Below are 13,207 nucleotides of genomic sequence, written 5' to 3' on the forward strand. Positions count from 1 at the left end.
TATCCACCCGGGGAGCGGAGGCAAGGCCCCGTTCCCCATTTTCATTCTACTGTTATGGCAAAGAAAATCAACACGGAGGAAACTCCGCAGACAGACAACAATAATATTCCTGCACCGGAGGCTCAGGCGGTGCCCGTTCCGGAAACGGCATCGGAAAACCTCGGGACAGGCGGCGAGACTGAAGACAGGCTGCCGGCCAAGACCGCGGGGAAAGGGAATGCAGGGTCGGAGGAGACGACAGAGCCTCACATCCTGTCCCTGCTGAAAAAGTTCCCGGCATATCCGTCGCTGTACATCGACACGCACGGAGGAACCTATGCGCCGGACACGGCGGCCGCCATCAGGGGCAAGGCCGTACTCTACAGGAATCCTTTCTACAACGAACTTAAAAAGAAATCATAATGGCACTCGGTAATGTATTTATCAAGGATGTGGACGGCAATATTCCTTACGATACCGGCTCGTCGGGCGAGAAGGTGACGGGACTGCTGTTCGACGTGTCCCTCCAGCCGACGCTTTTCACGGAGGGGTATGGTAAAACCAATGAGACCAGGCTCAAGCCTGGCGATGTCTGCTACATCACCTCGTTCAAGTCCGCCGTGAACGACTTCGGTATCATCGAACGTGTGGAGGCAACCGACGAGGAGGAGATGAATGTCAATTTCCTGCACGGCATCCCGGCATACCATATCCGTGAATTTTTCCGCATGTCCGGCAATCCGGGCGGTTCAGGAAAACTCTACGTGATGTTCGCGGACTGTTCGGCGAACTGGGATGCGCTGGAAATCATGCAGCGTGCTGCCGGGGGTATGATCAACCAGATAGGCATATGGACGGAACAGCCGCTGTGGAAAGCGAACGGCGCATCGGAACAATACAACCTCAATCTGGTAAAGGGGCTCAACGACGTGGCCGTGGGGCTTGCGGAGCAGAACCAGCCGCTCTCGCTCATCCTTTCCGCCAATCCTTCCAATACGGGGGCGGATACGACTGAGGGGCGTCAGATTGACCTGAATAAAATACCTTCATGTATCTGTGAATCGAGCCGTATCAGCTGTATATTCGGCCAGGCGCATCACGAAAAGATCTCCACGATGCAGATGTGCAACAGGAACCATACGCCCGTGGGATTTTTGGGAGCGGTTATGGGAGCCATAGCAAAGGCCAACGTGCACGAATCCATCGCATGGGTCAAGCAGTTCAATCTCTTCGCGGACGATTTCCAGGAAATAGAGTTGGGGTTCGGGGACATCAACCTCGACGAGGCAGAGGAGAACTTCCTCAGCCTGAACCGGTACGAGTCACTCTCCCCGTCACTGCTGGACGAACTCGACGATAAGGGGTATATTTTTCCCATCAAGTATGCCGGCCGCGAGAACGGGATCTACATCTCGAAAGACCAGACATGCTCACATGGGGATTTCCGTACCATTGCCCGGAACCGCACCATCAACAAGAGCCGCCGTGCCGTGCGTGCAGCCCTGCTGCCGTATGTGAACTCACCGCTGATGGTCAATCCTTCAACCGGGTTCCTCGCCCCGTCGAAGATTACAGCTTTCAAGACACTCATCGGGGATATACTGGCCAAGATGCAGGCGGCGCAGGAAATTTCAGGATACGCCGTCACTATCGACCCGAACCAGAACGTGTTGGTGGACGACACGCTGCGCATCTCCTATGTCCTTGTCCCGGTGGGCGTGGCCGTGAAGATTTATGTAGAGGAAGGACTGTCATTAACCGCAAATAAGACATAGCATATGGCAATAATCAACAATGTAGCATACTCGTGGTCGATGATAACCCTGTCATCGACCGCCCTGGGAATCGATGAAGGTTCCACGACCCTTGAAGGCGTGTCGGCCATCAAATGGTCGAAGAAGCGCAAGGTCGAAAGTAACTACGGCATGGGAGGACGGCCGGTGTCGAGGGGGTTCGGGAACATTACCTATACGGCGAGCATCACGATGGACTATGCCACGCAACAGCTGTTGCGTTCGGTGTACGGCTCGCTGCTCGAAATCGGCGAGTTCGACCTGATTATCAGCTTTGCCAACCCGATGGCCGGCGAGGACTGGACAACGACGACCGTAACGCTCAAAGGTTGCATCTTCACGGAGGATTGTCTCGAGTCACAGCAGGATGATACCAATATCACCCATGAATTCGATCTCAACCCGTTCGATATCCAAATCGGCTCGGGTGATACAATCTAAGCTGTCATGGATGTAACTTTCGAGGGGAAATCTTCTACCGGAAAGAACGAATGGCTCACGCCTCCCTGCCTGCTTCGGAGGCTGGGGCCGTTCGATTTGGATCCGTGTTCGCCCGTAAACCGCCCATGGGATACGGCGCGACATCACTATACCATTGAGGATGACGGCCTGCAACAACCCTGGTTCGGACGTGTGTTCTGCAATCCTCCCTATGACACTGCACTGATTGTCCGGTTTATCCGCAGGTGTGTCGAACACAGGAATGCCGTCGCGCTCACTTTTGCCCGCACGGACACGCGCCTGTTCCACGAACTGATATTCCCAAACGCCGATTCAATACTCTTTATCAAGGGACGGCTCAGTTTTTACCATGTTACGGGGGAACAGGGTGGTACGGCCGGAGCGCCGTCATGCCTGATCGCCTTCAACAAAGAAAATACCGCGGTTCTGGAAACATGCGGTATCGACGGGAAGTTGGTGAAGCCACGACTTCAATAGTCAACCATAAATTTGTTACATAATAACCCGTCTGTTTGCCGGATATTGACCTTGGCTGACAGACGGGATTTATGTATGGCAGACTTAAATCGAAATATGCGCTTCCTTATCGAATGACGTATGCTCGTTACTGAACACATAGCCCAACTGGTTGCATATGCACCGGGTGTTTCCGATGACCTTATTGATATTGCGGTGCGAGTGGCCATATATCCAGTATTCAATCGGGCTGTCTGCAATGAAACCGCCAAGCTCCACGGTAAATGCCCCATTGAGCGGACTGCCCTTGAACTCCGGCGCCATCAGTTCGAATGACGGTACATGATGAGTGGCGACAATGAGATGTCTGGCAGTACTTTGTTTTACGCTCTGTTCCAGAAAACGGAAACAGCGCGAATGTTCGTCATTGAACCTTGTCCAGTCCAGCGGTTCGCTGCCGTAACGCATCCTGCGGAAATCTGTGATGGCTGCCTCAGTTTCATAGGCATCCTGCAACAGGATATGTGACCACAGTGTGGTAGCGATCAATTCTATATCGTTACCCAATGGGATAACGGCATTATAGTGGCAGGTGATGTTTTCCCTGATTTTGAGCGACCAGCCGTTATACAGCTTGTCTATGTCGAACATCTTGTAAAACTCGTGGTTTCCGGGAACCACGATGACCCGGCTGTAATTTCCGGAAGCCCAGTCCCAGAACGGATGTCTGGAGTAGTTCTCATCTCCGATATATCCTATATCTCCGGCAAGGACAAGCACTTCTCCGGCAACAGCCAGCGGGTTGTGCTTCAAAAAACTGCTGTTCTCCCGAAACTCGAGATGCAGGTCGGATGCGTATTGGATTCTCATTGTTGTGTTATGAAATTGGCTTCAAGTTGTTCCAATAACTGTTCTCCGGAAATGCTTTTAAGTCCTGCCGATTTGAAAAAATCAGAGTTTGGCACTTCTTCTTTGACAGCCAGGCAAAACCTGTCAACATCTTGTTTAAGCGAATCAGGAACTTCGTAGGTGTCGGCAGGAGCAAGCATGGCAACCAGCCGGAATACATCTTTCTTGTGCTTGACGATATGTTTGCTGTCCACTTGTTCTCCATTGCTTTTCCGCTCGGTCATTTCTAAATAGGCCCTGCATTTCAGACAGATAAGACTTTCAATGTTCGCAATATGTACGCCCTCCTCCAACGTGCTGTGTTCAATGGTATAATTATAATAGTCATCATCCATCAAAATGGCTGACAGACTTGACAGGTCATCATCAACCGGAATGGGGGTAATGTGGGCATCGTCCGGGAATTTGACAACCCCGATATTTCGTGAAAAGAGTTCTATCTGATACGGGAAATCCGGATTTCCCGGTTCCTTGAACCTGTAATATTCATGCCTGCATTCCCCGTTCCCGGTTCCCTTATTCCTTTGTCTGTACCCTGCGGTTTTTACAAACTCCCAGAATTTTGCAGCAAAATCCGAAGACAGCGCCTCCACAATCAGTATAATGTCTATGTCCTTGGTCGCCCTTGGAGTTTGTGCATATATTTCTTCATGCATTTCACAGGCAGTACCACCTATGATGACATAGTTTCCTTCATATCCGGTGAAAAACTCCCTGAATTTATCAATTCCTCTTACCATATCATATTATTTATCATAGTTTCCAATTCTATTTGAATGCGTTCATCATCCATATCCTTCATGGCCAGAAATAAAGACAATTTGTCTACAATGCCGTTTTTTGAGAAAAAACATGGATTGTAACGCCATATCTCTATGCGGGTCTCGCCATATTCCTTGTCTGTCCGGATTTGCAACCGTCGAGCTTCTTCTTTTGCAATGGCATAAGTGTCATTTTTTTCCTTGTTCAGCATTGAATATTCCGACAAGGCATTTACTCCACTAATACAAAATACTTCATCAGGCAGACTATCGGTATATACAATCCGCTCGATGGGGTTCGCCAGGAACGGCAACATCCTGTCCCATAATTCACGCTTTTTGAACTGAAATATCATACTCTTTGTCTTGCCGCCGGATAAAGCGATAACTTCTTTATCTTTCAGCCATCTGACCGCCCGGTTTACATTGGCATACGACACGTTGAAAAGATCTGCAATATCATAAGTTCCTTTCCCTTCGAGAGACTTTACTTCAAGATGATAAAGGATTATGCATTGGGCAATTGCAGGAATCTGCGTTTCTTCACCTCCCCCGATATTATTTTTATGCGGTTTCAAATCTATCAACAAATCCGGTATGAACATTTGCTTTTGCGGTATGATGAAATTTACACGATGTCTGACAAGACGCCGTACATTATAGGCCGCCACTGTACGCAATACAAATATTACCGGGCATTGGGCTTTTCGCTCAACCAGTTCTTTTTGTTTCCGCATCTGCCCCGGAGTATATGCAGAACTGTCTGCACTATACAGAAGAACTACGTCATGCCCCAACAAGTTAGCCGTACAAAATGTATAACCGGCAGTAATATTGGCTGGGAATGTATGCAAGACATCCTTTTCGACCGGCCTGATGTCCGCCCTCAAATCAAGCAATTCAGCGATGTACCGGCTTGTCACATCTATAAAATCATCTATTTTGCACATAATCATTTATGTTTGAGAATATGCAAAATTAACGATTATATACTATATATCAAAGAAATATATGAAATATATTCAGCGAAATTTCCTTTAAAGACTGATCTGGGAATATCAGGAGCAAAGAAGTTTTTTGTATAACATATGGATTACAAGTGAATAAGAACCGTGTCTTCAACCTTTCCACGATTCTTTGTCCTACTCTTTCGGTGAATCAAAACAAATTCGATATGGACGAAAAAATGCTTTCATTGGAACAGGAGATCAAGATCAAGGAAAAAGCCCTCAAACTGAAAGAGGAGAAGAAACTCCGCAAGATTTGTCCGATGGTCGTTTTCGGAGACACCGCAAACGGCGAGAAAGAGATTTATGTGGCCTACATGTCCGAACCGAGCTTTCCGCAGTTCAGCAAATTCATGGCCGCTTCCAAAAAGGACGAGGTAATCGCCATGCGCACGTTGGCCCGCGACTGCTTCGTGGACGGAGATAAGGAACTCGTGGACGACGAGTCGCTCTTCCTGTTCGGTCTGATGGGACAGCTTTCCGAGCTGATCACCACCCGCCAGAGTGTCCTGGTAAACTTATAAGCCGGTGGGTAGTGACCGACGAGCAGCGCATCCGCCAGCGGATGATCTATGTCCGCCACTACTTTCCCGGCGTCAACCTCGACACGATTTCCGACGAGGAGTTCGCGATGCTTTCCGAAGAGGCGTTGTGGCTGCACGAGCAGATGCTCATCAGCCGTATGCCCGTTCCGATGTCATTGCCGGAGAGGACTCCTTGACCTGCCGCCGTAAGCTTCCGGTTTGCGGCGGCCTTCGTTTCATAATCTCCGCCCTTGCGGAAAGACTATTCTTTTAACGCAGTACCCATTACCATGGCTCAGGAACAGAACTATCAGGTCAACTACTCCATCAACGTGGATGCCTCTCAGGGCACCAAGCAGGTTATCGCCTTCGGTGAGGCGGTAGGCAAGCTGGTACAGGCGAAAGCGTCCCTGACTCCGGCCGTCACGAACATCAAGAATATGATGGACGAGATAGACCGCGTGTTCCGCACCAAGAACGGCAAGAAACGTAATTTCGATTACCGCCTGACCATCGATACGAAAAAAAGCGAAGAGAAGCTGGAACGTATCAAGGGGTTACTCACGGATATTTCCACGCTTTCCAAAGGCATCAGCCTGACCATCAATGCCGGTCAGGCTTTGGACAGCAAGAAAATCAAGGCCAACGCCAAAAGCCTTTACGAGAAAAAGGCTGCCGAGATGCGCAAAGCGGAGATCGAAAAGAATGCCGCCTCGTCCGTTGGCACGATGGCAGACGCGCAGAAACGCATTACCAAAGCCATCGGGAAAATCAACTCCGCCCTGGTTTCCATGGAACGTGACCGGGAACTGCAAATCAAGACCGGGACGGCGGAAAACAGGTTGCAGCAGATACTTTCCCTATTGGGTCGTATCAAAAGTGCTTCTGTCATTTCTTTCAACATGCAGGGAGGCATACCATCCGAAGGACTCACACCTTCCGTTCCGGTGCCATATGCTCCGCAGGCCTTCGTAATGCCCGAAAAGGCCCGGCAAAAACTGATGGAACGGCTTTATGCAGGACAGCAGCTGCATCGCCAGAAACTGGTCCACGCGGAGGAGCTCTTTACCGCAGACCAGCGCCGTAAGGCGGCTCTGGCAGAAACCGCCGCGGCGGAAAAGCGGCGTGCCGATGAAGCGCGGGCTAAAGAACGGGAGTGCAAGAATGCCGCCCGTGCTGCGGAGAAAATACGCCGGCAGGCAGAACAGGCACGCCGTAAGGCAGAAACGGAACGTATAAAGGCCGAGCAGGCTGCAAGACGGCAGGAACAGCGCAATGCGATGCAGTCCGTCAGGCTCATGCAGCGGGAACATACTGCAGCCGGTACGCTCTACCGCAGTAAACGCCGTGCCGCCATCAACCGTATCCAGTATTCGAAAGCGCCGTCACTCAGGAACCTCCCGTTCGCTTCGATGCTCAATGCCTATATGGGTTACAGCCTGATCCGTTCGGAACTGACGAAGGCCATCGACTATTCCAACATCATGGAATCGGCACATTCCATCCTCCGTGTGGCGGACAGCGACCTCAAGACATTCGAGACCCGTTTTGACAGTATGGCCCGTCATGTCCGTAAAATCGGCATCGACACGAAATACACAGCCGTGGAGATTGCCGGTGCCGTCAAATACCTGTCGATGGCGGGCATGAATATCGAGACAATCAACAAGTCCATCCGCCCGATCACGAACCTGGCACTTATCGGTGACAACGACGTGTCGTATATCGCCGACCTGGCCACGAACATCATGGCCGGTTATGATATCCATAACGACAGCATGGACAGCGTGGCGGACATTATCTCCTCCACCATTTCCCGCTCGAATGTGAATATCGTGGAGATGGCGGAGTCATACAAGATGGCTGCCGGTTACCTGCGTATGGCGGGCGTGGACTTCACGGAAAGCAGTGCCGCCATCGGTCTTTTGGGCAATATGGGTCTGAAGGGAACGCTGGCGGGAACCTCGTTGCGTGCTCTTTCCACACGTTTTGCCAAACCTACCAAGGAGGCACAGGAAGTTCTGGACCGCCTGGGCATCCGGTTCACGGAAATGCGCGACATCGAGGGGGTGCAGGTCGAGAAACTCCGTCCTATAGCGGACATTTTCGAGGAATTGAACAAGAAGGGCGCGTCGATGGCGGATGTCCAGGCAATCTTCGGGAAAATTGGCGGTAACGCGGCGATGATGTTCCTGAAGAACTACGACAAACTACGAGAACTGACTTCATATAACCGGGGGTCCCAGGGCGTTTCCTCAGAACTGGCATTGGTAAAGCAGAATACGACCAAGGGATTGTGGGCGCAGGTGACCTCCCAGCTGACCGAAGGGTTCATGCAGGCATACGAGGTGTTGGAACCCTCTATCCGCACTGTGCTCCGCACTTTTCTGGCAAAGTTCAAGGCTCCGGAATTTACCCGTGGCCTGGTGTCCATCGGGAATGCCTTGTTGGACATCTTCACCGTGATCGGCAATATCGGCGCATGGGTGACCCGCAATTTCCATTGGATAGAACCGCTTGTCTTTACAGGCGTTGTCGCGACCCGGCTGTTCAAGGTGGCGGGAGCCCTGACGAATATCGGCATCGCCATGGGGTTTATCGGCAAACAGTCTGCGGCCACGACATCAATCAGTGCCGTGCAGGGGCTGCTGGGGGCGGGTGGTATCGGTAAGGTTTCGTTTGCCCAGAAGCGGGCCATCGTGTCGGCCATGCAGTCCGCAGGCGTGGCGGGACGGGGAGCGATGAACCGCGCCTTGATGGCCGGGGGCGGTGTCATCGGAGCCAAAGGAGTCCTGCAGTCGCTGTTTGCCACACAGGTGGCTACCGGCAGCGGACTGACCGGTGCTGCCGCCTCGTTGAGTGCCATCAGTACAGGCGCGGTTGCCGCCACGGCAGGTATAGCCGCATTGGTCGGGACTTTGGGATGGGTGGCTTACAAGACCTGGAAGATAAAGGAGGCGAAGGATGCCGTACTGGAAGAGATCGAATCGAACCGCAAGTACCGTTATCCGTCCATAGAGGCACTTTACTCCTCCCTGAGCGAGACCTATAACATGGCTGTCAAGACAAAGCGTGCCGTGGACGAGGTCGTTGCCGGCAAAAGTATCGAAGAGGCTTCGGGACATAAAATCGGAGCCTTCACATCCAACTGGTGGGCCGGGTTCTTGGGGGAATTTGCCATCGCTTCATCTGAGGGGATGGTATCGCGAGACCATGTGTATAACATGGACAAAGCCCGTCAGGATGACATAAGGGATGCGCTTGTCACCCTTGCCAAACGCGACAGCCAGACACGTATCGATGCCGCGTACGCCGAGTTCGGGAAGATGGGTACGGTATTGGAAGTGGACGCTTTCCTCAAGACGGTAAAGGAGCGTTTCGGGCAACAGGAGAAGGATCTCGACAAGTCTTTGTGGCGTATGCAGGATGGCAAGGCCGTCTATGTGAATGATATCGGGGACAGGTCGGAAGCGGTTGCCGCCCGCACATACGACTATGCCCGGTACATGAACACGCAGACCGTTCCGGAGATTGTGCGTGCCGCCACCGCTTATCGGAATGCCATATCGAGTGCCGCCAATGCGCATGAGCTGATGCGTAAGGGAGGGTTCGACTTTGACCAGTTCAGGGCCTGGGGATTCGAGCAGGACGAAAACGGGCTATGGAAACAGCGGGCACTGGGGCAGAACGCCACCGATGCGCAGCGTATAGACAACATCGCGCATCGCAAGCTGGCACATACGACACTCGTGAAGTTCTTTTCATCGCTCCGGCAGACTTTCGGAGGTTCGGCGGAGGCAGCCGAGAACATCCTCCGCGTGGCGGGCTTCACTCCCGACCAGTACGGCAACGAACCGGATTCCAACGATACACGTCCGTTTGCTGCCAACCCGATTACCAACACGCATCTGGATGACGGAGGGGCCGGCGGCAACTATTCCGGCACGGGGCGGTTGTCCTCGGCGGCACCTAAACAGGTCATCGTGAACATAGAGAGCCTGCTCAGTGTCAGGACCATCGACCTGATGAAGTCGAAGGAGGGGCAGACGGAAGAGATACAGAACCTGAAAGAACAACTGGCACAGGCGCTCATCGATGTCGTGCATGACTTCGATGCCTCCTGGAACGCATAAAATGAAAGGATTATGGGAAGACTGATACAAATCGCGGCCTCGACTTTGTTGAGCGGAGGCATACTCAACCACGGTTCGCTTGGCGGATACATCAGCAACGCCACGCGTCTGGCGTTGGGCATGGGGCTTGCCGAATTGCAGGACGGGCAGGTACATTACTTCTCCAGGCACCATGACCTGCTCAAACGGGCAGCCATACAGGTTGCCTCGCAGACGGCTTACGGGTTGCTACGTTCCTATCCCCGATACCTCAAATACTGGGAACAGCAGGTGCGGGACAAATATCTTCAGACACAGTCGCAGTCCAGCCTTGCGAACAAGACCGGACAGTACTACCAGCTCATCAGGGAACAGCAGGCGGTGGCGCAGAAGAAAAACCATATCGATTCCATCGTCGGCCGGACAGTGGCGGATTTTCTGGAACTGTCCATATCAGAGGAGGGGAAGTATTATGACAACAGCGAGTGCAAGGTTTTGCCGAACAGCCGGTATGGACTGGTGACATTCGTGGACCTGGGACCGCAGGTACAGGTCAGCAGCCGGAACAATATCCTGCTGACCCGGGTACAGGGGCGGGACTATACCCGCAAGGAATATATATCCGGGGGTGACCTCGAGATTACCATCAACGGCAAGATCACCTCCAAATACCCGGACGTGTATCCCGAGGCGGAAGTGTCCAAGTTTATCAGGCTGGTACAATACAAGGGTGTCATCGATTGCGACAACACGGTATTGCGCCAGTTCAACATTTCACGGTTGATTATACAGGGCTATACCTTACAGCCTACGGATTGCCGGAACGTGCAGCCGTATTCGCTGAACTGTGTCGCCGTGGAGCCATCGGAAGCCGTGGAACTGAAACTGGCGGAACAGGAAAAGGTGGACACGGCCATCAAGCACACGAACAAGTGGATCAAGTATGTTAAATTCGGTACGGAGGTCATCGACCCCGCCTCGTTGCTTAAACTGACACGTTTATGGGTATAGCTGCAATGGATATCCTCTGCTGTCGCATCACCATCGGGGATGCCGACCCATCCAATCCGATGAGGATACAGAACGGCGTGGAGATTACGGAAGTCCAGTCGCTCGAAATCAACGAGAGTTACAAGAAGCTGATCGGAACGGCCAAAGTGATATTCCCGAAAGGGTCGGTATGCCGCTCCACGATTATCGGGAACGTGACATTGGAGGGCAAGGACGTGTCGAGGATAACGACGGAGGTGATGCAGGACGGTGTCATCATCGAGAAACGCAGCGCGCAGCGTCTGGTTGACGAGACGACATTCAAGGTCGGACAGCGCATCAATATCAAGCTGGGCTACAACGGCGTGCTGAAAAATATGTTCGACGGATACATTACCGGATACAATTCGGACAGCACGCTGGAAATCCAGTGTGAGAATATGGCCTACAAACTCAAACTGAAACAGGCACCTCATTTCGAGACCCCGGCGAAAGGGACGACGGTGAACGAGGTGCTGGAAGGCAAGTATAATATCCTGAAAGATACCGGCTTCAGGATACACTCGGATACGAAGCGGTTTGAGATACATATCGGCAAGGTAAAGGTCACGGACAACTTCACGGTAGCGGATATCCTTTCCGAATGGTCGAAGTACAAGGTCTACTGTTTTTTAAAATACGATGCCGATGATGACGGGGCCATACCGTCCATTGCCGTCGGGCGTCCTTATTCGTCCAGCAAGGCTCAGCCGGTATTCCCGGAGGATGAATCGACAGGACCGTACAGGATATACTTCAACGAGCATGTGGCGCAGAGCAACCTGAAAGTGGTCAAGACCGATCCGAAGTTTTTGGCGGTGACGGGCAAGGCACTCGGGACGGATGAAAAATTCTTTGAGGTGACAGTACGCATGAATCCTGAATACGACCCGGCGACGCCGGGCAGCAAGGAGTTTCAGACGGTCAATGCCACGCAGATTTCAAAAAAGACGCACAAAGTAACGGGCAACACGACGGCATCAGGAGCGAAGACCAGGACCAAGGTGGATTTATCCACATATACCATCGTACCATATATGTCACCTCATGTCGGAATCAATTCCGACCGGCTTGTAGAAGAGACGACGGAATACTTTCGGAATTACAATCTGAACGGAATCACCGGCAATGTGACAGTATTCGGGGATTTCGGACTGTCTCCTGCCGTACAGGTGGAACTGATCGACTACCGTAATCCTTCCAAGAACGGCGTATACCTCGTGGAAGAGGTAACGACTACTTTCGGGGTGGGTGGATACAGGCAACAACTGAGTATTCCGTATAAAATTAGGAAATAAGATTTACCGTTATTCAACAGGAGGAATTTCTATCAATGGTTCTTCGTTTATTACCTTGATAATATTCGGAAGTTCGCTATTGTATTTATCGTCAGTAGAGCAATCAAAACCTTTTCTTCCACTAATGAAATCCGGTGTCGAAGTTTCAAAAGACCCTTTGCGTACAACCGGTATAAATTTAGTGGTTCCCTGATTGTTATATATTTCATGTGATATTATACCCCCTTCATAAGCGGCACCTCCTTTACCGGATTCAGCTTTCTCTTTATACTTTGGAGTCAGAATGCACAGAACTTTAGTTGCCTTACGGATGCTTTCAAGCATAAATTTAGGCAAGTCAGTTCCATGAGGTTGATACTGGTCTATTTGAGCATCAATCCCTCGTCTTCGCAAATCTTTGGCGAAAGTTTGAATCCAATTCATAAAGACATTGTCTTCTACCTCCCACGCATACGAAATCAACACAAACGGCTTGTTTTTATTCACAATTGGTTCTTCCGCCACTTTATTGAGAATTTCAGGCAGAGGCGTATTATCGATTGTAGGAATGTCTACATCTGCCCAAGGATTCAAAGCTTCTTGTATCGCATCTTTTGGAGTATTCATTAGCAGCAGCCTGTTTATTTTGATAGACAAATCTTTGAGGAATTTTTGTACATCATTCTCATCAAGAGCTAAAAATAAAGTCCTATACCATTTAATTCTTGATGTAAATTCTTCCTTTTCCCGCAATTCTGCCATATATTCCCCATATGTATGAGGTAACGACAATGTTGTTAAATATGGCCTGATTGTATTATGGTGAGTTCTATCAATTCAATTTATCCTCTTGTATCAGACAGCAGAACTCTTTAACTGCCCAATTTGTGAGCTTTAG

General features: G+C 51.0%; 13 protein-coding genes. 9 read left to right on the forward strand and 4 right to left on the reverse strand.

Features of this window, described 5'->3' with window-relative positions; all coding sequences use genetic code 11:
- Positions 1 to 54 precede the first annotated feature (54 nt).
- The 4 genes from AB5903_RS05625 to AB5903_RS05640 are packed head-to-tail and all read left to right on the forward strand — an operon-like array spanning position 55 to position 2,711.
- Entirely contained in the window at positions 55 to 402 is a 348-nt protein-coding gene (locus tag AB5903_RS05625) for a hypothetical protein (RefSeq protein WP_004293605.1), read from the forward strand.
- Positions 402 to 1,754, forward strand: coding sequence for a DUF2586 family protein (locus AB5903_RS05630; RefSeq protein WP_004303973.1), 1,353 nt, complete (start codon positions 402 to 404; stop codon positions 1,752 to 1,754). Before AB5903_RS05625 ends, AB5903_RS05630 begins: the two co-directional genes overlap by 1 nt.
- Positions 1,755 to 1,757: 3 nt before the next feature.
- Positions 1,758 to 2,213 (forward strand): hypothetical protein, encoded by a 456-nt coding sequence (locus tag AB5903_RS05635; protein WP_004293603.1) that lies wholly within the window; start codon positions 1,758 to 1,760, stop codon positions 2,211 to 2,213.
- A 6-nt stretch (positions 2,214 to 2,219) separates the two neighbouring features.
- Complete coding sequence (locus AB5903_RS05640; RefSeq protein WP_004293602.1) at positions 2,220 to 2,711, forward strand: DNA N-6-adenine-methyltransferase; 492 nt, start codon at positions 2,220 to 2,222, stop codon at positions 2,709 to 2,711.
- A gap of 84 nt (positions 2,712 to 2,795) precedes the next feature.
- On the opposite strand, the gene AB5903_RS05645 is transcribed toward AB5903_RS05640, so the two are convergent.
- Genes AB5903_RS05645 through AB5903_RS05655 form a run of 3 tightly spaced genes read right to left on the reverse strand, consistent with a single transcriptional unit; the run spans position 2,796 to position 5,310 of the window.
- On the reverse strand, positions 2,796 to 3,560 hold the full coding sequence (locus AB5903_RS05645) for a metallophosphoesterase (protein ID WP_004293601.1): 765 nt from the start codon (positions 3,558 to 3,560) through the stop codon (positions 2,796 to 2,798).
- A complete protein-coding gene (locus tag AB5903_RS05650; protein ID WP_004293600.1) occupies positions 3,557 to 4,339 on the reverse strand; it encodes a hypothetical protein in 783 nt (260 codons plus the stop codon). The genes AB5903_RS05645 and AB5903_RS05650 overlap by 4 nt, the downstream gene beginning before the upstream one ends.
- On the reverse strand, positions 4,333 to 5,310 hold the full coding sequence (locus tag AB5903_RS05655; protein WP_004303975.1) for a hypothetical protein: 978 nt from the start codon (positions 5,308 to 5,310) through the stop codon (positions 4,333 to 4,335). Before AB5903_RS05655 ends, AB5903_RS05650 begins: the two co-directional genes overlap by 7 nt.
- 224 nt (positions 5,311 to 5,534) lie before the next feature.
- Between AB5903_RS05655 and AB5903_RS05660 the strand changes: the two genes are divergently transcribed.
- The 5 genes from AB5903_RS05660 to AB5903_RS05680 all read left to right on the forward strand — a co-directional run bounded on the left by AB5903_RS05660 (position 5,535) and on the right by AB5903_RS05680 (position 12,330).
- Complete coding sequence (locus tag AB5903_RS05660; protein WP_008860783.1) at positions 5,535 to 5,891, forward strand: hypothetical protein; 357 nt, start codon at positions 5,535 to 5,537, stop codon at positions 5,889 to 5,891.
- A gap of 11 nt (positions 5,892 to 5,902) precedes the next feature.
- Entirely contained in the window at positions 5,903 to 6,088 is a 186-nt protein-coding gene (locus tag AB5903_RS05665) for a hypothetical protein (protein WP_004293597.1), read from the forward strand.
- Positions 6,089 to 6,181: 93 nt separating this feature from the next.
- Positions 6,182 to 10,024 (forward strand): phage tail tape measure protein, encoded by a 3,843-nt coding sequence (locus AB5903_RS05670; RefSeq protein WP_004293596.1) that lies wholly within the window; start codon positions 6,182 to 6,184, stop codon positions 10,022 to 10,024.
- Between the two features lie 12 nt (positions 10,025 to 10,036).
- Positions 10,037 to 11,014 (forward strand): DUF6046 domain-containing protein, encoded by a 978-nt coding sequence (locus tag AB5903_RS05675; RefSeq protein ID WP_004293595.1) that lies wholly within the window; start codon positions 10,037 to 10,039, stop codon positions 11,012 to 11,014.
- Positions 11,005 to 12,330: a hypothetical protein gene (locus AB5903_RS05680; protein WP_004293594.1), complete on the forward strand. Its 1,326-nt coding sequence runs from the start codon at positions 11,005 to 11,007 to the stop codon at positions 12,328 to 12,330. The genes AB5903_RS05675 and AB5903_RS05680 overlap by 10 nt, the downstream gene beginning before the upstream one ends.
- Before the next feature lie 9 nt (positions 12,331 to 12,339).
- On the opposite strand, the gene AB5903_RS05685 is transcribed toward AB5903_RS05680, so the two are convergent.
- Positions 12,340 to 13,071, reverse strand: a complete 732-nt coding sequence (locus AB5903_RS05685) for a toll/interleukin-1 receptor domain-containing protein (RefSeq protein WP_241217366.1) — start codon at positions 13,069 to 13,071, stop codon at positions 12,340 to 12,342.
- Between the last annotated feature and the right edge of the window lie 136 nt (positions 13,072 to 13,207).

This window comes from Bacteroides sp. 2201st1_D9_2201SCRN_220225 (genome assembly GCF_040928965.1).
In the GTDB taxonomy this organism is placed as follows: Bacteria; Bacteroidota; Bacteroidia; order Bacteroidales; family Bacteroidaceae; genus Bacteroides; species Bacteroides stercoris.